At 46.7% G+C, this 21,109-nt stretch carries 19 protein-coding genes; 4 read left to right on the top strand and 15 right to left on the bottom strand.

The window, feature by feature from the left end; all coding sequences use genetic code 11:
- Positions 1-2 precede the first annotated feature (2 nt).
- From ruvA to A2X74_RS02620, 9 genes are all read right to left on the bottom strand, one after another.
- Positions 3-587 carry a Holliday junction branch migration protein RuvA gene (gene ruvA / locus A2X74_RS02660; RefSeq protein ID WP_293628322.1) on the bottom strand — a complete coding sequence of 195 codons (585 nt, stop codon included), beginning with the start codon at positions 585-587 and terminating at the stop codon, positions 3-5.
- 26 nt (positions 588-613) lie between these two features.
- Positions 614-1,135 carry a crossover junction endodeoxyribonuclease RuvC gene (gene ruvC / locus A2X74_RS02655; RefSeq protein WP_216178557.1) on the bottom strand — a complete coding sequence of 174 codons (522 nt, stop codon included), beginning with the start codon at positions 1,133-1,135 and terminating at the stop codon, positions 614-616.
- Positions 1,136-1,158: 23 nt separating this feature from the next.
- A complete protein-coding gene (gene purH, locus A2X74_RS02650; protein WP_293628330.1) occupies positions 1,159-2,739 on the bottom strand; it encodes a bifunctional phosphoribosylaminoimidazolecarboxamide formyltransferase/IMP cyclohydrolase in 1,581 nt (526 codons plus the stop codon).
- A gap of 48 nt (positions 2,740-2,787) precedes the next feature.
- Positions 2,788-3,027, bottom strand: a complete 240-nt coding sequence (locus A2X74_RS02645) for a helix-turn-helix domain-containing protein (RefSeq protein ID WP_293628332.1) — start codon at positions 3,025-3,027, stop codon at positions 2,788-2,790.
- Positions 3,028-3,055: 28 nt separating this feature from the next.
- A complete protein-coding gene (dusB, locus tag A2X74_RS02640) occupies positions 3,056-4,072 on the bottom strand; it encodes a tRNA dihydrouridine synthase DusB (RefSeq protein WP_293628334.1) in 1,017 nt (338 codons plus the stop codon).
- A gap of 149 nt (positions 4,073-4,221) precedes the next feature.
- Entirely contained in the window at positions 4,222-5,391 is a 1,170-nt protein-coding gene (locus A2X74_RS02635; RefSeq protein WP_293628336.1) for an FAD-dependent monooxygenase, read from the bottom strand.
- A gap of 10 nt (positions 5,392-5,401) precedes the next feature.
- Positions 5,402-6,781, bottom strand: coding sequence for an aminopeptidase P N-terminal domain-containing protein (locus tag A2X74_RS02630; RefSeq protein ID WP_299764298.1), 1,380 nt, complete (start codon positions 6,779-6,781; stop codon positions 5,402-5,404).
- Positions 6,765-7,481, bottom strand: a complete 717-nt coding sequence (gene murU, locus A2X74_RS02625) for an N-acetylmuramate alpha-1-phosphate uridylyltransferase MurU (RefSeq protein WP_293628340.1) — start codon at positions 7,479-7,481, stop codon at positions 6,765-6,767. Before murU ends, A2X74_RS02630 begins: the two co-directional genes overlap by 17 nt.
- Positions 7,482-7,493: 12 nt before the next feature.
- Positions 7,494-8,495: a phosphotransferase gene (locus tag A2X74_RS02620; RefSeq protein WP_293628342.1), complete on the bottom strand. Its 1,002-nt coding sequence runs from the start codon at positions 8,493-8,495 to the stop codon at positions 7,494-7,496.
- A gap of 33 nt (positions 8,496-8,528) precedes the next feature.
- Here A2X74_RS02620 and lptD point away from each other — a divergent pair, with 33 nt between their 5' ends.
- The 4 genes from lptD to rsmA are packed head-to-tail and all read left to right on the top strand — an operon-like array spanning position 8,529 to position 14,278.
- Positions 8,529-11,063 (top strand): LPS assembly protein LptD, encoded by a 2,535-nt coding sequence (gene lptD, locus A2X74_RS02615; RefSeq protein WP_293628344.1) that lies wholly within the window; start codon positions 8,529-8,531, stop codon positions 11,061-11,063.
- Positions 11,060-12,508 (top strand): peptidylprolyl isomerase, encoded by a 1,449-nt coding sequence (locus tag A2X74_RS02610; protein WP_293628346.1) that lies wholly within the window; start codon positions 11,060-11,062, stop codon positions 12,506-12,508. Before lptD ends, A2X74_RS02610 begins: the two co-directional genes overlap by 4 nt.
- On the top strand, positions 12,483-13,502 hold the full coding sequence (pdxA, locus tag A2X74_RS02605) for a 4-hydroxythreonine-4-phosphate dehydrogenase PdxA (RefSeq protein ID WP_293628582.1): 1,020 nt from the start codon (positions 12,483-12,485) through the stop codon (positions 13,500-13,502). Before A2X74_RS02610 ends, pdxA begins: the two co-directional genes overlap by 26 nt.
- Positions 13,499-14,278 carry a 16S rRNA (adenine(1518)-N(6)/adenine(1519)-N(6))-dimethyltransferase RsmA gene (gene rsmA / locus A2X74_RS02600; RefSeq protein ID WP_293628348.1) on the top strand — a complete coding sequence of 260 codons (780 nt, stop codon included), beginning with the start codon at positions 13,499-13,501 and terminating at the stop codon, positions 14,276-14,278. The genes pdxA and rsmA overlap by 4 nt, the downstream gene beginning before the upstream one ends.
- A 10-nt stretch (positions 14,279-14,288) precedes the next feature.
- Here the strand turns inward: rsmA and A2X74_RS02595 are convergent, their stop codons facing one another.
- From A2X74_RS02595 to A2X74_RS02570, 6 genes are read right to left on the bottom strand one after another with little or no spacing between them, the layout of a single operon-like run.
- Positions 14,289-15,023: a lysophospholipid acyltransferase family protein gene (locus A2X74_RS02595; protein WP_293628350.1), complete on the bottom strand. Its 735-nt coding sequence runs from the start codon at positions 15,021-15,023 to the stop codon at positions 14,289-14,291.
- Positions 15,024-15,030: 7 nt separating this feature from the next.
- Complete coding sequence (gmhB, locus tag A2X74_RS02590) at positions 15,031-15,603, bottom strand: D-glycero-beta-D-manno-heptose 1,7-bisphosphate 7-phosphatase (RefSeq protein WP_293628352.1); 573 nt, start codon at positions 15,601-15,603, stop codon at positions 15,031-15,033.
- Positions 15,600-17,738: a glycine--tRNA ligase subunit beta gene (gene glyS, locus A2X74_RS02585; protein ID WP_293628354.1), complete on the bottom strand. Its 2,139-nt coding sequence runs from the start codon at positions 17,736-17,738 to the stop codon at positions 15,600-15,602. Before glyS ends, gmhB begins: the two co-directional genes overlap by 4 nt.
- A gap of 16 nt (positions 17,739-17,754) precedes the next feature.
- The gene (gene glyQ, locus A2X74_RS02580) at positions 17,755-18,639 is read right to left on the bottom strand and encodes a glycine--tRNA ligase subunit alpha (protein WP_015422011.1); all 885 of its coding nucleotides are present in this window, start codon (positions 18,637-18,639) and stop codon (positions 17,755-17,757) included.
- A gap of 60 nt (positions 18,640-18,699) precedes the next feature.
- The gene (lnt, locus tag A2X74_RS02575) at positions 18,700-20,223 is read right to left on the bottom strand and encodes an apolipoprotein N-acyltransferase (RefSeq protein WP_293628356.1); all 1,524 of its coding nucleotides are present in this window, start codon (positions 20,221-20,223) and stop codon (positions 18,700-18,702) included.
- 8 nt (positions 20,224-20,231) lie between these two features.
- A complete protein-coding gene (locus tag A2X74_RS02570; RefSeq protein ID WP_293628358.1) occupies positions 20,232-21,071 on the bottom strand; it encodes a transporter associated domain-containing protein in 840 nt (279 codons plus the stop codon).
- Between the last annotated feature and the right edge of the window lie 38 nt (positions 21,072-21,109).

Here is a 21,109-nt window from a genome sequence, read left to right as displayed (position 1 = left end):
AGTTATGAAGACTTCGAGAGGTATTTGAGACCCATGCGGATACCATCGGACACAGTGGTATCAGGCGGTATTTGTTTGAGGGCAAGATGCGCTTCTTTTTCTGAATAACCCAGCGCCAAGAGGGCCTGTAATACTTCACTGCTTGCCTCAATTGCTTGGGGCTTGCCACCAACAATTCCTAAATCTGGAGCCAACTTACCTTTGAGCTCAAGGCAAAGGCGTTCAGCAGTCTTTTTGCCAATGCCGGGGACTTGAGTCAGGCGCCCTGCTTCTTGCATAGCAATGGCTTGAGCCAATTCATTGACACTCATGCCAGAAAGTACGGCAAGGGCAGTGCGTGAACCAACACCGCTAATCTTGATCAGTTGTCTAAAAGCTGCGCGCTCTGTTTCTGTAGCAAAGCCAAAGAGTTGCTGCGCATCTTCCCGCACCTGAAAGTGGGTGAGAAGCGTAATTTTTTGATTGGTCTCTGGCAGTTGATACAAAGTGCTCATTGGCACATCGATCTCATAGCCAACGCCTTGGCAATCGACCAAGAGACGGGGTGGATGAACTGAAACGAGAATGCCTTGTATGCGACCAATCATGTAAAGATCTTAACCTGTTTGTATTGTTATTTCTTGCTAGTCTTTTTGGGTGCAAGAGCAGCAGTAATTGCTTTCGGAATCTGGGCATGATGCGCAGCGCAAATCGCTACCCCTAAGGCATCGGCCGCATCGGTTCCAGGGGCACGGCTTAGACGCAGTAATCGCTTCACCATTTCCTGAACTTGAGGCTTGGTGGCTCTACCTGTTCCTACGATGGACTGCTTTACTCTGAGTGCACTGAACTCTGCAACAGGGAGTTTGTCGGATACGAGGGCTGCGATCACTGCACCTCGGGCCTGACCCAGCATCAGGGTAGAACGAGGATTGACGTTCAGAAATACTTCTTCGATAGCCGCCTGTTCTGGTTGGTAGGTCTCTAGAACTTCTTTAATACCGGCGTACAGGATCCCCAATCTCACAGGAAGGCCTTGGTCTGGATCACCGCTTTCAATCGTCCCAGAGGCTACGTAGCTCAGTTTTTGGCCATCAACATCAATGACACCAAAACCCGTTGTTCGTAGACCAGGGTCGATTCCTATCCAGCGCATGGGTGACTTGTTATTTGCCTTGTTTAATGACGGAAGTGACGCGTGCCAGTGAAGATCATGGCGATGCCATGCTCATTAGCAGCCGCAATGATTTCATCATCACGCATGCTGCCGCCCGGCTGGATTGCGCAGCTTGCACCACCATTCACAACGACATCCAAACCATCACGGAATGGGAAGAAGGCATCGCTTGCTACCGCAGAACCTTTGAGGCTTAAGCCTGCGTTTTCAGCTTTAATGCTTGCCATACGTGCAGAGTCTACGCGGCTCATTTGGCCAGCGCCAATGCCTAGGGTCATGCCATTAGCGCAATACACAATCGCATTGGATTTGACGAACTTGGCAACACGCCATGCAAACATCATGTCGTGCATTTCGCTTGGGGTTGGGAGGCGCTTGCTGACAACACGCATTTCGTTCTCAAGGACGTTCTTCGCATCAGGAGATTGAACTAATAAACCACCGCCAACACGTTTAAAGTCAAAAGTATTAAATGCAGTACCTAGAGGAATTTCTAAGAGACGTACATTTTGTTTGGCAGCAAAGATAGCCTTTGCTTCATCGCTAAAACTAGGTGCAATCAATACTTCTACAAACTGCTTGGAAATCGCTTCAGCAACAGCGCCATCACATGGCACATTGAGGGCAATAATTCCGCCAAATGCTGAGCTCGGATCTGTTTTGAATGCCTTTTGATAAGCCTCTAGACCATTAGCAGCAACAGCTACGCCGCAAGGATTTGCGTGTTTGATGATGACGCACGCTGCAGCACCGCCAGCATTGCCAGTAAAGCTCTTGACGCATTCCCAGGCGGAGTCAGCATCGGCAATGTTGTTATAAGAAAGTTCTTTACCTTGTAATTGTTTGTAATTGGCAAGTGCGCCATCAACTGGGTAGATATCTTTGTAGAAGGCAGCTGATTGGTGTGGATTTTCACCATAGCGCATCTCTTGTACCTTTTCAAAGGCAAGATGCAAGGTTTCTGGATAAGCAGAACGCTTCTTGTGATCGAGGTCATCACCTAATGCAGATAGATAATTTGCAATTGCGCCATCGTATTGCGCTGTGTGGGCAAATACTTTTTTAGCTAGACCCAAATTGGTCTTATAAGAAACCACGTTCTTATTGGCTTTCATTTCTTCAAGTACGGGTGCGTAATCTTCTGGAGAAATGAGTACGGTCACATCTTGATGGTTCTTAGCGGCAGCACGCAACATTGCCGGTCCACCAATATCGATATTCTCAACCGCATCTTCAAATGAGCAATCCGCTTTAGCAACCGTCTCATTAAATGGATAGAGGTTAATCACGAGCATGTCGATCGTATCGATGCCATGCTCTTTTAAAGCGGCCATATGCTCAGGGAAGTCCCGGCGAGCCAATAAGCCACCATGAACCATGGGATGCAATGTCTTCACGCGGCCATCCAACATCTCTGGAAACTTAGTGAGTGAAGATACCTCCACTACAGGCAAATTATTTTCAGCTAAGAGTTTTGCTGTGCCACCTGTAGAGATCAGCTTGACACCTTGCTCATGAAGGGCTTTAGCGAACGGCACAATGCCATTTTTATCGGAAACAGAGAGTAGGGCTGTGCGGATCATATTTTTCAGAAGGTTTAATTAATCAAGAATTTGCAAATAGGGTTGGGCTTATTTCAGGAGTTGGTGTTCAACTAACTTCTTATGCAGTGTGTTGCGGTTGATACCAAGGTATTGGGCAGCCAAGGATTGATTCTGCTTTGCGTGCTGCATCACTAGTTCGAGCATCGGCTTTTCAACTACTGCGAGAACCATTTGGTACAAGTCAGATGGGGGCGTTCCTTTGAGATCATCCAAATAGCCTTGGAGTTGGGTCTCAATACATTCAGTGATGGGGTGCTTAGTGGTCATGGATAAATTAAATAACTAAAAACTAAATTTAGGCTGCTTCTAAAAACAACAAACGATCAGAATGGGATTTCATTTCATTGAAAAAATCATTCACCATCTGTAATTGGGTTTTGCAATCATCGGCGGTATTCATTCTTTGGCGGAAGGCATGGGAGTCACGCAATCCCTTGCAGTACCAACCAATATGCTTGCGCGCTGTACGCAAGCCGACATATTCGCCATAGAACTCGTAGTGATCAATCAGATGGGCATTCATGATCTCTTGAATCTCATTGATCTGCGGTGTAGGTAACTTGCCGCCAGTTTCCAGGTAGTGATGAATCTCACGAAAAATCCAGGGACGCCCTTGAGCGGCACGGCCAATCATGATGGCATCAGCACCAGTTTCTTTTAAAACAAATTGGGCTTTTTCTGGGGTAGTGATATCACCATTAGCAACCACCGGAATGGCAACACTATTCTTCACGGCGGCAATGGTTTCGTACTCAGCTTCGCCGTGATACAGGTCAGCTCTCGTGCGACCATGAACGGTCAACATGGAGATGCCAGATTTCTCAGCAAGACGTGCAATATCAATTGCATTTTTATGTTCGCGGTCCCAACCTGTCCTAATCTTTAAGGTCACTGGTACTGCGTCAGATCCTATGCCTACAGCCTGAACTACAGCTTCCAAGATTTGCTGCACTAGAGGTTCGTCTCTCAATAGCGCAGAACCGGCTGCAACATTGCACACTTTTTTGGCTGGACAACCCATATTGATATCGATAATCTGGGCGCCATGATCGACATTAAGCTTGGCAGCTGCAGCCATCATCTTGGGATCAGCTCCAGCAATCTGGACTGCAATCGGCTTAAATTCACCTTGGTGATTAGCGCGACGCTGGGTTTTTTCACTCTTCCACAGCAATGCGTTAGAGGCAATCATTTCAGACACGGCATAGCCGGCACCAAGCTTTTTGCAAAGCTGGCGAAAAGGGCGATCCGTTACCCCTGCCATTGGGGCAACAAATAATCTATTTGCGAGAAGGTGCGGGCCAATCTTCATGGGTTTTGGATGCGTTCTGGAGGGCTTCTAGTGCTGGGGAAAGGGTGTCACTTTAGCACAAGTCAGCCTCAATCTGCCTAAAAAATAGGCAGATTCTGTGATTTAGATCAAATGAGGAATGCTTGAATTTTGAGGGCTGTTTCAGCCTCTTAGCGCCTACCAAACATCATCTGGCGAGCTAAGGCTGTCTTGATTGGTGGGAGCCATTGGAGGGTCGATAAAGCCAATCCACGACCGATCACAATAGGGAATAGCTTGGAGGTGAAGATTCGAGCCATGAAGTCAGTTAAGCCTATGGTTGCTGACCGATCCGCCTTACGGCTTTGGGCATAGTCCTGCAATGTTGCCTCAATCGCTGGTGCAGTTTTTTGATCTTCAGGCTTAGAGAACAGGATGCTGAGTTTTTCGGCCAAGAGGTAGGCGTCCCTCAATCCAAGGTTTAGACCCTGTCCTGCAACAGGATGCAAAGTCTGGGCGGCATTGCCAATCCAAACTTCATTACCCTGACTAATTTCTTTGCGGTAATTAAGTCCCAACTCATAAAGGCGGCGATCATGGATTTTGAGGAACTGACCAATACGTGAACCAAACTCGGCTTGCAGGCTTTTCAGGAAATCAGTATCACTTAAAGCAAGACGCGCTTGCGAAGAGCTTGGCGTTCCACACCAAACCAAATTGAGAATGTTGGGGCCATAGTGACTTGGCAAAACTGCCAAAGGTCCTTCAGAAGTAAATCGCTCCCATGCTTGATGGGGCGATGCATTCTCAACCTCGACTAAGCCAACTAAGGCGGATTGCTCGTAGTCTCTACCGGATTCCACCCAATCCTGGGTTTTAAATAAACCACCTTCAGCATGCACTACGCATTTGGCTTGAATATGTGAAGTATCGGTATCGGCACCTTTGTTGGTATTGATGTGCTCCCAAACAAAATTGGGACTCTTTGTTTGAATGACTCTTAAAGCCTGACGCAGTGTGAGATGAATATCGCGATAGCGAATGATGTGACCTAATGCATCCTCTCCAAGTTCTTCGCGAGTCATCAGGGCACGACCAAAGCGACCTGCTTGTGATACGTGCACTCGATGAATATCTGCGCACTCCGTAGGCCACGCATCAATGGTGTCTAGCAATAATTTGCTGCCGTGCGATAAGGCTATTCCTCTGCTATCGGCAGCAGCTAAATCAGCATCATCAATAGGGTTGCGATCGAGCAAGACAATCTTAGCTTCTGGAAATTTTTGCAAGCACCATGCTGCACAGGCTAAGCCAACTGGCCCGCCACCTTGAATCAAAATATCGAAGTTCTTTGCTGACATGCTTAGTAACTTAATGATTCTTCATTAGCGCTTCAATCTCATCGGCCTTGACTGGTACGCCGCGAGAAATTAATTCACATCCAGAATCATTCACTACCGCATCATCCTCAATGCGGATGCCAATATTCCAGAAGCGCTCATCTACATCATCTGCTGGACGAATATATAAACCTGGCTCAATGGTGAGGACCATGCCAGACTTAAGGTGGCGCCATGGTTTTTCAGTGGAATCTGTAGATGTGCCAAGTGGCTCGCGATACGAACCAACATCGTGCACATCCATGCCCAACCAGTGCGAGGTGCGGTGCATATAGAAGCGACGATAGGCGCCAGTCTCAATTGCATTATCTAAAGAACCTACTTCTGCAAGCTTGAGAAGCTTCTCATCAAGCAGGCCTTGAGTGAGCACCTTTAATGCTGCCTCATGTGGCTGCATAAATGTATTGCCTGGCTTTGTTGCTGCAATGGCAGCTTCTTGTGAAGCTAGTGTGATGTCATACAGAGCGCGTTGCGGCCCAGTGAACTTACCGTTCACTGGGAATGTGCGGGTAATGTCGGAAGCATAGCCATCTAGTTCGCAGCCCGCATCAATCAAGCAGAGTTCACCGCTGCGCAGTTCAGTATCGCCAGCGCGGTAATGTAGGATGCAAGAGTTGGCACCACCAGCAACGATGCTGTTATACGCAACGCTTTGCGCACCGCTATAGCGGAACTGATGAAGCAGTTCTGCTTCGAGATGGTATTCACGCATACCGGGTTTGCAGGTTTGCATGGCACGAATATGGGCGCGTGCAGAAATTTGGGCAGCGCGACGCATGACATCGATTTCATGAGCATCTTTAAAGAGACGCATTTCATGAATTAAACTCTCTACATCATGAAACTCAGATGGTGGGTTCACACCAGCACGTGCTTGGGCCCGTACTTGTTTCATCCAATGACGTAAGCGACGATCTGTTTCAGCGCTTTCTGAGAGGCGAATATAGACGGCATCTTGATCTGCTAATAACTCACCCAGTTTTTTATCGAGCTCATGATTGCTATGGGCGTATTCCACACCCAAGATCGATGGCGCAGCTTCTGGTCCCAAACGAATGCCATCCCAAATTTCACGCTCCGCATCTTTAGGTCTGCAAAAAAGATGTGATTCCAGCTTTGGTTGTGATGTTGATCCAGCAATCTTTAATACGAGCGTTGCACCCGGCTCTTCAAAACCAGTGAGGTAGAAAAAATCACTGTCGTGACGATAAGGAAATTCGCTATCTCGATTGCGGGCAGTCTCAGGTGCCGTAGTAATGATGGCAATGCCCCCACCAGTTTTTGCACAGATCAGCTTTGCGAGTTCAACTCGGCGTTGTTGGTAAATATTAGACTTATTCATGCGCTGCATTGAGATCTTGTAATCGTTGAGGTGTACCTACATCGTGCCACGGACCGGCATATTTTTCACCGGACACTCGATTTTTGGCCATAGCCTCCCTGAGGAGTGGGGCTAATTTGGTAGGTACATTTAACTCTAACTCTTTGAAGAGATCTCGGTGATAAAGCCCAATGCCGGAAAAGGTGAGTTTTTCAGCTCCATCTAGTGGTTCATTAGTCACTTTGGAGTCTTTCAGATAAAAGTCCCCCTCAGGATGTTGAATTGGGTTTGGAACCATCAACAGATGGGCCAAAGGCTGATTTGGCATGCTGCGTAAGGCAGAAACTTGATCCAAAAGTCCCTGAATTGGCAGCTTTGGGCTAAAAACATCCCCATTAATCACCAAGAAATAATCGCTGGGGTTCAGCAAAGGGAGTGCTTTGCGAATGCCCCCAGCAGTTTCGAGGGCGCTAATTTCTGGGGAGTAGGTGATATTTAGATCAAATTGACTGCCATTTCCTAGAGCTTCCTCAATCTTTTTGCCAAGCCAAGCATGATTGATGACAACCTCTTTTAGGCCTGCTGCACTTAAAGCTTCCAAATGCCAGGCAAGCAAGGACTTATTTTTGATGGTGAGCAGCGGTTTAGGTAATTCATCCGTTAGCGGACGCATACGCTCGCCACGACCGGCAGCCAGTAAAAAACATGGAATGAGGTTGTGATGATTCATGATGGTTTGCTGTTATTCCTTGGTAGGACGCGTCAATTCCAAAATGCGTGCCAAAGGCTTTAATTCGATATAACGATTTGCAGTAGCAATCGCATACTCGAGCACCAATGGAATATCTTTGAGATAGCCATCTTTACCATCGCGATGAAACAGCCTTGCAAAAATACCTAAAACTTTGAGATGTCGCTGTAAGCCCATCCACTCAAAGTCACGATAGAACTGACCAAAATCATCTGGCATTGGCAATCCTGCTTTGCGTCCGGCTTCCCAAAATTTAATCACCCAATCAATCACCCGTTCTTCAGGCCATGCAATATAAGCATCACGCCAGAGCGAGGCGGCATCGTAAGTAATGGGACCATAAACTGCATCTTGAAAATCGATCACGCCTGGATTATTTTTTTCCGTCACCATCAGATTGCGTGAGTGATAGTCGCGATGAACATAGACTTTTGCTTGTGCAAGATTATTTTGAATGATGAGTTCAAATGCTTGCTTGACTTGAAAATGCTGAAGTTCAGTTAATTCGATTTGCAAGTGCTTCTTGAGATACCACTCAGGAAATAAATCCAGCTCACGTTTTAAGAGTGCCTCATCATAATTTGGCAGGACATCAGGTTTGCTTGCCAACTGCATTTGTACCAAAGCATGGGTCGCATCTTTGTAGAGATGATCGGCACTCTCAGAATTGAGTTCTGCGAGGTAGGTTTTGGTGCCAAGATCGTTGAGCAAAAGAAAGCCCTCACCCAAATTTTTTTCTAGAATTTTTGGGACATTTAAACCTGCACTTTCAAGCAATAAATCGACCTTAATGAAGGCATCTAAGGGCTCATGTTGGGGTGGGGCATCCATCACGATTAAAGTCGGAAAATCTGGCTTTTTGGACCCAATCCGGAAATACCGTCGAAAGCTGGCATCTGCCGAGGCGGGGGCCAAAGTGGGGAGATCTAATTGCCAGCTAGGTTCAAGGCCTTTTAGCCAGCTACGGAGGGAGTCTAAGCGAGAGTCAGTCATGGTCGATTCGTATAATAAGGCGGGTCTGGATCTATGAGTCATTATCGCCGTCGCGCCGGCCTTTGCGCCCCTCTTTTTTTAGCTGTCACCCTGCGCGTAATCATGGGGGTTGCATTGTCGCAATTTGCCCTCTCAACTATGGCCCAGGCACCCGCACCTTTACCTCCTTCTGCACAGTCTTTAGGCAGATCTGCCAACTCCGTTTTAATACCTGATCGGGGTGATGTTACTGTCCTCAAGTTAGACGATCAACTGCGGGTTGGAAAACCGATTAATGATGGGCAGGCTTTAACGTTTACTTCTAGCGATTCGATTGATGGAATCGTTGATCGTGAAATGCGCTTAAAGGGACGCGCACAAATTCGTCGTAATGGCGCAGTGATGAAAGCGGATGAAATTAAATACGACCCTGATTCTGATGTAGCCAACTTATTAGGCAATACTGAATTTTCAAAAGGCAACGCATCTTTCAGAGGGCCAAAAGCGCGTTTTAAAGTAGATGCGCGTGAAGGAGAAATGGAAAGCCCCAACTACGAGCTGCGTGATAACCGTGCTAGTGGTAATGCAAAAAAATTAACGATTGAAACTGCTGATGTATTTGTGTTTGATAAAGCCACCTACACAACCTGTACTCCAGAAAATTTAGATTGGTATTTCACGGCGAGTACTTTGGAGATTGATAACGAGCAAAAAGAAATGGTTGGTACGCATGGGGTCATGCGGTTCTATGATGTGCCAATCGCTTATGTGCCTTACTTCACTGCGCCAACATCAAATCAACGGCGTTCCGGAATCTTGGCACCAGTAGCTGGTTATAACTCCAATAATGGTATTGATGTGACCCAGCCTTACTATGTCAATATTGCGCCAAATCGTGATTTGCTGTTACTGCCCCGAGTCATGGGTCAACGTGGTGTGCAGTTGGGCGCTAGGTACCAGTTCTTGGACAAGCAGTACTCTGGCAATCTAATGGGGGACTATCTTCCTTACGACCGAAAGACTGGAACCGATCGTTGGCGTTATGACTGGCAGCAGAGGCAAAACTTTAGTGGTGACTTATTGGGAATGGGTGGCATCCCCATTGCTGGCGCCTGGACTGGATATGCCAATATGGCGAGGGTTTCGGATAACCTTTATCCAACCGACTTTTCGCAAAGTATTGCGGGGGCTGTAACTAGTCAGTTCCGTCAAGAAGTGGGCACTACTAAAAACTTGACGGGTAGCTTAAGTAATTGGAACGTGTCAGCAAAGGCAGCCACCTTCCAGACTTTGCAACCTGACCCAACGGTGACTGTTCAGTCACCATATAACATTCTCCCAAACATTAACGCGAGTTATAGCAATCGTTTAACGCCAACAGTTGCAGATGCTAGCGGTAAGTATTTGGCGCTGCCTTCTGGTCCGGTCACTACATTCTCAACGGATTTCACCAGGTTTGCTTACAACGTAAACGGAAACCCTTTGGCAGCACCTGCAGGCGCTCCATACGGTACGTTCTTGTATAGCCAGGCAGATAGAACGGTTATTAAGGGTGCTATGGCCTTACCTCAAATCACCCCTGGGTACTACATTACTCCCAAGGTGAGTTTTCAGTCGAATACTTATGTAGCAACTGCCTATACACCTGGAGCCCCTAATGCCCAAGGTTTTACGATCCCCACCTTCAGTCTTGACTCAGGTTTAGCATTCGAAAGAGATGCTACCGAGTTAAAAGGTTTCTTTGGGCGTGATATGTTGCTCACGATGGAACCAAGGGCTTTTTATGTTTACACGCCCTATCAGAATCAAACCTACACACCAGTTTTTGATACGGCATATGCGGGTTTCGGAATAAGTCAAATCTTTGCTGAAAATGACTTTGTAGGTAATGACCGCATTGCGGACAACAATAAACTGACTATGGGCATGACCAGCCGTATGATTGAGGCAAATACTGGTGCAGAACGTGCGACAGTAACGCTGGCGCAAAGGCAGGACTTTACTGGGCAGAAAGTGACGCTTGGAGCTACTAATACAAATCCAACAACGTATTCAGACACTCTAGGGGCTGGATCGATTCGCCTGCTTGGAAACTTTTCTGCTGATGTGTTCGGTCAGTACAACACGCAATTAAACCGCTTAATGCAAACAACTGTTGGCGGGAGTTGGCGTCCAACACCCGGGCGTAGCTTAAATTTTGGTTATCGAAACGTTTTTGGATCAACTAATCAGTTAACCCCCGTTTCAACCGCAGTCACTACCACTGACCAATATAACATCTCCGGCCAGTGGCCTCTTACGCGAGAGGTTTCAGTCTTAGGCCGTTGGGGTTACGACGCTCTATCAACAAGGACCCTGAATACCTTAGTAGCCCTTGAATGGATGAAGGATTGCTGGACTTTACGTGGCGCCTACTCTCAAATGCTCAATACCTCGCAAATAACCACCACCCAGGTTTTATTCCAAATAGAATTTAGGGGTTTTGGTAGCGCTGGCAGCAATCCAGTTGATATCATGAGACTTAATGTTCCTGGATATATGCCTACTTCCAAGCCTATACCACCTTCAATATATGAGAACTATCAATGATGTATAGGAATCGATTTAACCAAGCCCTTGCGGCCATGATTTTGGCCTCTACTGCTTTTATGTCTCAGTTTGCATTTGCACAAGATGGCTCCAAGACTTCGGCTGATAGCAAAATTCGCAATATTGATGGTGTTGCAGCGGTCGTCAATACAGGTTATGTCACGCGTAAGGAGATTGATGATCGTATTGCAGCGCTTCAAAAGCAGGGTGCCAAGCTTCCCGATCCAGCTACTCTACGCAAGACAGTGCTTGAGCGTCTCATCGTTGAAAAGATCCAGTTGCAAAATGCCGAGCAAGAAGGTGTAACGGTAAGCAATAAAGAGCTCGACAAGATTATTGGCGATATTGCGGCTAAGAATAAATTAACCATTGCGGAGTTGAAGGTAAAAATTGCCGCTACTGGGAGTACTTATGATCGCTATCGCCAAATGTTGCGTGATGATGTGATTATTAGTCGCTATCGTGAGCGCGAGGTAGAAGGTAAGATTAAGATTTCTGATGCAGAGGTGGACAATTTCATTATTGATCGCAATCGTGAGGCGGCTGGCGGGGGAAGGGCGACGCGCTCTACCCCAGCTGCTAAGGGTGAGCCAGAGGAAATCGACGTAGCTCAAATTTTTATTCCAGTAGATGCAAATGCAGGTGCCGGTGCTCAGGCTGCAGCAAAGGAGCAGGCGGAATCTTTATTGCGTGAAGCACGTGGTGACGTCGATTTTTTGCAGCTTGGTGCAATGGCTGCAAAAGACAATCCAAAAATTAAGTTTCAAGACTTGGGTTACCGTACCCCAGATCGCTTGCCACAATTATTTTATGAAGCTGTGAGAAATACGGGTGGTGGGCAACTTGCTAATGCAGTGGTAAAGAGCCCCGCTGGCTATCACGTACTCAAGGTTCTGGATCGACGCGCCTTAGTTGCTGGTGCACCTGAGCCACAGCAAGCAGCTCCCCAAGAAAGTGCGACTACTCCACAAAACATCATGGTGACACAGACTATGTCTCGTCACATCTTGTTGCGTAGTCGCGCAGGCTTAACAGATCAAGATGCCGAAAGACGATTGGCTGGTTATCGCGATCAAGTTCGCGCAAAGACTGCTGATTTTGGCGAACTGGCTAAAAAGTATTCTGAAGATGGATCTGCTGCGAACGGTGGCAATCTGGGTTGGATGGGTCCTGGTGATTTGGTTCCAGAATTTGATCAAGCAATGAATCGCTTGCAAATTGGTGAAGTCAGTAACCCAGTGAAAACCGAGTTTGGTTGGCATTTGATTCAGGTTCTCGAGCGTCGTGAAGCGCAATTAACTCTGGAGAAGCAGCGTCAATTTGCCCGTGCGGCAATCCGTGAGCGTAAATTTGAACAAGCTTATCAAGATTGGTTACGTGAATTACGCGACACCGCTACGGTGAAGATCATTAATGCAGATGATCCAGCAGCCAGCCCTCGTTAATTTAGTCATTAGCTCTGGAGAGCCTGCAGGGATTGGTCCAGAGGTTTCTATTGTAGCTGCTTTAGCATTCTTGCAAGAGCAGCCTGCAAGCACGATTACTTTGCTTGCTGACCCCAGCTTAATTTCAGCGACTAAGATTCCTCAAGAGTTAACGAATCGATTGCAGGTGGAATCAATCGCCTTAGCTACACCAGCAATAGCAGGTCAGCTCAATCCGAAAAACGCTCAGTATGTCCTGAATATCCTGGATGCCGCCGTTAAGGGATGTCTTGAAGGTCGTTTTGATGCGATGGTGACCGCTCCGATACAAAAGAGTGTTATCAACGAAGGCAATGTTTCAAGTGATGGCTTATTTACAGGACATACTGAATATCTAGCTCAGCTTTGTCATCAAGAGCATGTTGTCATGATGTTATGTACAACATTGCCAGAAGGATTTTTAGGCTTGCATCAAAGTCGTGACCTTCGGGTAGCCTTAGCTACAACCCATCTACCCTTGAGAGAAGTTCCTGAAGCGCTAAATCAACAGCATATTTTGGAAACGATTCAGATTGTCGATCGGGATTTGAAGACAAGATTTGGAATTTCTAAGCCAGTGATTCGGGTGGCGGGACTTAATCCTCATGCAGGTGAATCAGGCTATCTCGGTCGTGAAGAAATTGATGTGATTGAACCTGCTATCAAAGCTGCTAAAGAACTAGGCATTCAGGTGAGTGGACCTTATCCAGGTGACACGATGTTTGATGCCAAAGCCTTGGATAGCTTAGATGCATTCATTGCGATGTATCACGATCAAGGTTTGGCGCCATTTAAGTTTGTGAGCTTTGGTGGTGGAGTGAATGTCACTTTAGGTTTGCCAATTATTCGTACTTCGGTAGATCACGGCACAGCGTTAGATCTTGCTGGTAAAGGTTTAGCTGACTCAGGCAGCATGTTGGAGGCACTACGCTTGGCCTACCAATTGGCTATCAATGTAAAGAATTTAAAAACATGACGCATCGCGCTCGTAAACGATTTGGCCAAAATTTTCTGCAGGATTCTGGAGTAATTTATTCCATTATTGCCGCAATCAATCCGAGTGAAAATATGCATGTGATTGAGATCGGCCCCGGCCTTGGTGCACTCACAAGACCCTTATTAAATAATCTAGATCACTTAGATCTTTTGGAAATTGATCGAGATTTAGTTGCCTATTGGAATCAGGAGAATCTTCAGGGTCTGAATGTCATCGAGGGTGATGCACTCAAGTTTGATTTCCTCGAATGGGCAAACGCACGACCGGCTAATAGTGGCTTGTGTAAGGTAGTTGGTAACTTGCCTTACAACATCTCCTCCCCATTACTCTTTCATCTTGTTTCTGCTGCCCATGCGATTGATGAGCAGGTATTCATGCTCCAAGCCGAAGTGGTTGAGCGTATGGTCTCTAAGGCTGGCGGTTCTGAATTCAGCCGACTATCTGTCATGCTGCAAGCTCGCTACGATATGGAGCAAGTTTTAGAAGTCCCGCCCGAAGCTTTCGACCCACAACCTAAAGTCAATTCAGCGGTCGTGCGCATGATTCCGCGACGGGATTTCAACTTAAGTGATGCGCAGTGGCATGCCTTGGAAAAGGTCGTGGCCGCAGCGTTTTCCCAAAGAAGAAAAATACTGCGTACAAACTTATCCGCCTTTGCAGATCGACTCTCTTTATCCGAATCGGAGTTAAAGGCGCGTGCCCAGGATATTCCGGTGGAGCGCTATATTGAGTGGGCCAAAACTTTAGCCCATTAACCGCTCAGTATTACTTGTAGGCGGCGGGATCAATCACCCGCATTTCAGCTTCAATCCACTTTTCCACTTCTTGATGCAGTTGCCCGCCAGTTTTTCCAGCAGAAGTAATGGCGGGGCCGATTGAGAAGATGACTGTTCCAGGCTGCTTTAGGAAGCTATTCTTAGGCCAGCAACGACCTGCGTTGTGGGCAATTGGGATTACTAAGGCTTCAGTAGCGCTGGCAAGCCTTGCACCACCCTTGCTATAGGGCTTATGTGATCCAGTAGGTGTTCTAGTGCCTTCTGGAAATAACAAAATCCACTTACCTTCACTCAAACGTTTTTTTCCTTGTCCAACAACGGAGAGTGCAGCAGTTTCTTTGCTATTGCGATTAATGTGAATCATCTTGAGCAAAGCCAAAGCCCAGCCAAAGAAAGGAATCCAAAGCAACTCTCTTTTAAAAACGAAGCAGACTTGCTTAGGAAGCTTGGCAATATAAAAAATGGTTTCGTAGGCAGATTGATGTTTACTCAACACAACAACCGGTTTATCCAAAACCGCCATCATGTTTTCCATGCCCCGAATCTCGTAATGGATACCACAGAGGGGTTGCAAGATCCAGATCACCACCTTATTCCAGAGTCCGATAAAGCGATAGCGATTCTCAGGATTTAAGAAAGGAAAAACGAGAATGCAGAGCACTGACCAGATCGGCGTGAATATCAGCAGGAAGATCGTAAATAGGGCTGAGCGAATAAAAATCATATTTCTATTAAACCTTATCTTGCAGGAGTGTGGTCGCAAATGCCATCAAATCTGCATGAATTTGTGTCCCCTCAGGGAGGCCACCCTTTGCCAAAGTTTTATTGCCTTTGCCGGTTAAGACTAAATGCGGGCTAGCACCCAAAGCAATGCCCGCTTGAAGGTCACGTAAGGAATCACCAACAATCGGCACCCCTAATAAGGGTGTAGCGCTCTGATTTTTTTTATAACGAAGTGCGATCTCTTTCATCATTCCCGGCAAAGGCTTGCGACAATCGCATGCATTGGCATCGGTATGTGGACAAAAGAAAATGCTATCGATATGACCACCCAAGGGTTTGAGTAGCTTATCCATCTTGCCATGCATCGCATGGAGATCATTGATATTGAAATAACCCCTTGCCAAGCCAGACTGATTCGTCGCTACAGCAATTTGGTAGCCGGCTTGATTGAGTAGTGCAATTGCCTCAAGACTGCCTGGCAAAGGAATCCACTCATCACTCGACTTCACATAATCATCTCGATCTTCATTGATCACGCCATCGCGATCCAGAATGATGAGTTTAGAAGAGCTGATGCTCATGCTAATTTGCCGAGATCGGCAATGAGATTCATTTTCTGGTGAAGTTGTTGCAGGAGAGCCAAGCGGTTATCACGCAGCTCTGGATTTGGATCCATCACCATCACATCGGCAAAGAATTGATCAATTGGGGCGCTGAGAGCTACGAGTGCCTTCAATAGATCTACGAACTGACGCTGCTCATAGGCGGCGCTCAGTGTTGGGGTGAGTTTCTCAAGCGCCTGATGGAGCGCGATTTCAGCGGGAACCTGCAAGAGCTTGCTTGAGCAAGCCGCCGGAATAGCGCCTACATTCTTTTTGAGGATATTACTGATGCGTTTATTGGCAGCAGCTAGTTGAGTAGCTTCCGCCAAGGCGTTAAATTCACGCAATGCAGCTAAGCGATCGATTAAATCATTGAGTTGAGCAGGTGACTGACTTAATACAGCATCAATCTCTTCAGTCGTGAATGGCTTGCCTGCAACTGCTTGGTCGCGTAAGTAGGCACGCAGACGATCAATGATGAAAGCGTAAATATCTTCTGCTTTAGCTTTTTCTTGTACGTCTTTTTGTGAAAATTGTTTGCGAGCCAACTCAATTAAGTCGGGCAGACTTAGGCTCAGGTTCTTCTCTAGCAAGAGACGGCAAACACCTAAAGCGTGACGACGCAGGGCATATGGATCCTTGTCACCTGTCGGTGCAAGACCAACACCCCAAATGCCGACCAATGTTTCTAGCTTGTCCGCAATAGCGAGGATGGTGCCGATTTGAGTTTGTGGCAATGCATCACCAGCAAAGCGGGGCATGTAGTGTTCGCTGCAAGCGGACGCGACTTCGGCATTTTCGCCATCATGCGTTGCATAGTAGCGACCCATGATGCCTTGGAGCTCTGGGAACTCGCCAACCATATCGGTTAGTAAATCAGTTTTAGCAATTTCAGCGGCGCGACTAGCTAGCGTCTCGTCAGCTGATAAGGCTTTGGCAATACCTACTGCAATTCCTTGAACACGCTTAGTGCGATCCAATTGATTGCCAAGCTGGTTGTGATAAACCACTTTTCCAAGATCAGCTACTCGGGATGCTAACGGGCGCTTTTGATCTTGCTGGAAGAAAAAGCGCGCATCGGATAGACGCGGGCGCACTACACGTTCGTTACCAGAAATAATCGCTTCTGGCTTATCAGTCTCGATATTGGAAACAATGAGGAAGCGATTGCGTAACTTGCCTTGCTTATCAGTCAATGCAAAGTATTTTTGATTAGTCTGCATTGTCAGGATCAAGCACTCTTGAGGAACCCCCAAGAACTCTTGATCAAAATGACATTCATAAATTGCTGGCCACTCAACCAGAGCAGTTACTTCATCCAATAGGCTATCTGGCATCAACACTAAATCAGCACCAGCAGCTTTTAATAATGCAGATTCGATAAATGTACGACGCTTATCAAAGCTTGGTAATACTTTGGCTTTAGTGCTGAGATCGGATTCATACTGATCTGCGGAGGCGATCGTAATAAGGCCTGGAGCTAAAAAGCGATGACCTTCAGTTTGATTGGCCGCATCTATTCCTAGTGCGCTGATATTAAGGACTTGTTTGCCATGCAGGGCAATGATGCGATGTGCAGGACGAGCAAACTCAACGTCTGCCAGTTCACCATTTTTCTGTAGCACTTGATAGTGCATCATTTTGGCGATAGGCAATTTGCTGAGTGTTTGCTCAAGTGCTTGTTGGGCGGTTTGCTCTAATGCTGCGCCTTTAGCAACGACATTGAGATACAGTGCCTCATTTTTTCCTTCGCCTGATTTTTCTAGGGTGGAGAGATCAATATCAGCGTAACCCAAAGAGGCTAATTTCTTTTGAAGTGGCGCAGTAGGTTTGTCTGCTGCATCAAAAGCAATGCTGGTCGGCAGTAATTTTTCGCGTACTGGATAGTCTGGCGCTTGACTCAAGACATGAGTAATCTGAACAGCAAGGCGACGCGGTGTTGCGTAGCCAGTGGCAACGGAATTTTCACTCAAGAGGCCAGCGGACTTCAGTGTGGAATAAATGCCCTCACTAAAGGCATCACCTAGGCGGCGTAAGGATTTTGGTGGAAGCTCTTCGGTAAACACTTCAATCAGGAGATTGTCTGATTGAGAAAGGGAATTCGGTGTACTCATAATTAGATCGAGCTGATTAGGCTTTGGATTGACGTTGGCACATCGGGAAACCCAACTTCTCACGAGACTCAAAGTAAGCCTGCGCCACTGCACGAGATAGATTGCGGATGCGTCCGATATAGGCGGCACGCTCAGTCACTGAAATAGCACCGCGCGCATCTAGTAAGTTAAAGGTGTGCCCAGCCTTGAGCACCATTTCATAGGCGGGTAAGGCTAATGGCACCTCCATCAAGCGTTTGGCCTCACTCTCATAATTGGTGAAGTTTGCAAACAAGAGGTCGGTATTGGAGTGTTCGAAGTTGTAGCAAGATTGCTCTACTTCATTCTGGTGATACACATCACCATAAGAGATGCCATCGGCCCAAACGAGGTCATATACGTTGGAGCAATTTTGGATGTACATCGCCAAACGCTCGATACCGTAGGTGATTTCGCCTAAAACAGGTTTGCAATCAATGCCGCCCACTTGCTGGAAATAGGTGAACTGAGTGACTTCCATGCCGTTCAGCCACACTTCCCAGCCCAAGCCCCAGGCACCGAGGGTTGGGTTCTCCCAATCGTCCTCAACAAAGCGGACATCGTTTTTTTGAAGATCAAGACCTAAAGCAGCTAGGGAGCCCAAGTAGAGCTCAAGAATATTTTCTGGTGCAGGTTTAAGCACTACCTGGTACTGGTAGTAGTGCTGCAAACGGTTTGGATTTTCTCCGTAGCGACCATCTTTTGGTCTACGTGAAGGTTGGACGTAAGCCGCTTTCCATGGCTCAGGGCCAATGGCCCTCAAGAAAGTGGCTGTATGAGATGTACCGGCACCGACCTCAAGGTCAATAGGTTGCAATAGGGCGCAACCTTGTTGGTCCCAGTAATCTTGGAGTTTGAGAATGATTTGCTGAAAAGTAAGCATGATTTACCTGGCTAAGCCTTTGATTTTACATGGCTAAGCAGGTGAACTATGAAATCGCGATTAGTTTCGTTTATGGCGAATCAGGCCCAGGATGAGCAAGAGGCAAGAAAGGCTCAAAATGGGGGCATTTCCCCAAATGACATAAGGGGTTTTGCCTGAGTAGGCTTGAATCTTCAGGCTGAGCACGCCTTGGGTAAATTCACCAAGCTGAGATAGCACTTTCCCGTCTGGGCCAAGGGCTGCCGTAATACCAGTATTTGTAGCTCGCAGCGCTGGGAGGCCAGTCTCCAGGGAGCGTAACTGGGACAGCCTTAATTGCTGTGCTGGCGCTTGAGAATCCCCAAACCAGGCCAGATTAGTCATATTGATCAACAAGTTAACGGGTTTACTGCTGTGATGAATTCGGGACGCTAGCTCCCCGCCAAATACGTCCTCATAGCAAATCGTGATGGCTGCATGAATTGATTCTTTGCCAGATCGAATAATGCTGAAGGGGGCCTGATCTAATGTGCCACGTGCAAAGTCGCTCATAGGAACATGAAATGCATTCACAAACCATTGAAAGCCGGGCGGAATAAATTCACCAAAGGGTACCAAGTGGGATTTGTCATATTGATAACTTGGAGCGTTTGGAGAAAGTCCAAGAGCCCGGTTGGTGTATTTCACACCAGTAGAGCCACCAGTCTCTCCAATCAAGCCAAGCAAAACATTGCTGGAGGTATTGGTAGAAAACTGTTGGAGTGATCCTAATAAGCCTGCAGGTAGGTTACTTTGTGGCCAAGGATATGCAGTCTCTGGAGTAATGATGAGATCAGCTGCTTGGCTTTCGATGGCATTGGTATAAAAACTAAACTGGTCTTCAATGGATTTGGGGTTGAACTTGAGGCTTTGCTCAAAATTACCTTGAATTAAACGAACACTGAGCGGCTCGCCAATTGGGTTTGTGAAGGTCCAGAAGCTCGCGAGTTGTGCAAGTGCGATCGTAGAAATAATGCAAGCACTGCTAAAGAATATATTTTTCTTTAATTGACTGAACTCCCAAGAGACCCATACCACTAAAAATGTGCAGGCTAGGCCACCCAAGAATGGCGCAACAGGCGCGAAGGGGCCGTTGAATTGTGCTTCAGCAAGCCCCATCCAAGGAAAGCCAGTTAAGACTACGCTACGTAAGTATTCAATGAGCACCCAAGATGCTGCTAGTACCAAGCCTGTTAAGTACTTGCGTTTAGGTAAACAGAGGATGAGGGTGGCGACTGAAAAATAGATAGCCAAAAAGGCAGATAAGAGCAGGACGGCAAACCCAGAAAGAGCTGCATGCATACCACCAACATCATGCAGGCTAATGTAGATCCACCATAAGCCCAGAACAAAGTAGCCTAGACCAAAGGCCATTCCAGAGGTAAATTGATTTTTAATGGATGGTCTTGCTTGCTGACTCATCCGCCACCAAATCAAACTCAGAATGGGGATTTGTATCCAGCCACCATAAGTGAGCTCAGCAGCAGCGGCTAGCAAGACTCCCAGAAAAAATAGCAGCAATACATTGATGCCATTACCAAACCTGGTTGATTGCTGATCAATCAAATTAATTCTCAGGGAAGTTTTTTAGGAAGTTGTCGTGCGAGCAGAATATGGATCTGTCTTGGGTCAGCGCGCTGAACCTCAAATTCAATTCCGTCGATCTCAATAACTTCACCCATCTTTGGTACTCGACCAAGATGTTGAATGACTAAGCCAGCAACAGTCTCAATATCTTCATCGTGGAATTGAGTGCCTAGAGCCTCATTAAATTGTGCTAGCTCTGTAATACCCTTAACTCGAATATCGCCATTATCTAAAGAGATCAGGTTGTCTGCCTCTTCATCAATATCATGCTCATCTTCAATATCACCAACAATTTGTTCCAGCACGTCTTCAATCGTAATCACACCAGCAACACCACTGTATTCATCTACAACGATTGCCAGGTGATTGCGGTTATCTTTGAAGTCACGCAGCAAAACGCTTAAACGTTTAGATTCTGGAATGAAAACTGCAGGGCGGAGCCAATCACGTACCTGAAAATCTTTTTCAGAGGAGTGACGCAATAAGTCTTTTGCTAGCAAGGTGCCAATGACATTGTCGCGGCTACCTTCAAACACAGGAAAGCGTGAGTGAGCGGCAGTAATCACGTTTTGGATAATTTCAGGTAGAGATTGATTGATATCAATCCAATCAATCTGGGCTCTAGGAATCAAAATATCACGAGCACATAGCTGGCCCACCTGAAATACGCCCTCAATCATGGAGAGAGCATCTGCATCAATTAAGCCCTCGGTCTGCGCTTCTCTGAGGGTCTCAATGAGTTCTTGGCGACGTTCTGCTGGGCTGGTTGGTTGTGGCGTTAAAAAATCGGCCAATCGTTCTAAAAGGGATTTATTGGGGTCAGGCATGTAATAAGAATATCGTAAAAATATGTAAATTCAGTGAA

This window comes from Polynucleobacter sp. GWA2_45_21 (genome assembly GCF_001830325.1).
Lineage (GTDB): Bacteria > Pseudomonadota > Gammaproteobacteria > Burkholderiales > Burkholderiaceae > Polynucleobacter.
This window is presented reverse-complemented; position numbering and strand designations above follow the sequence as displayed.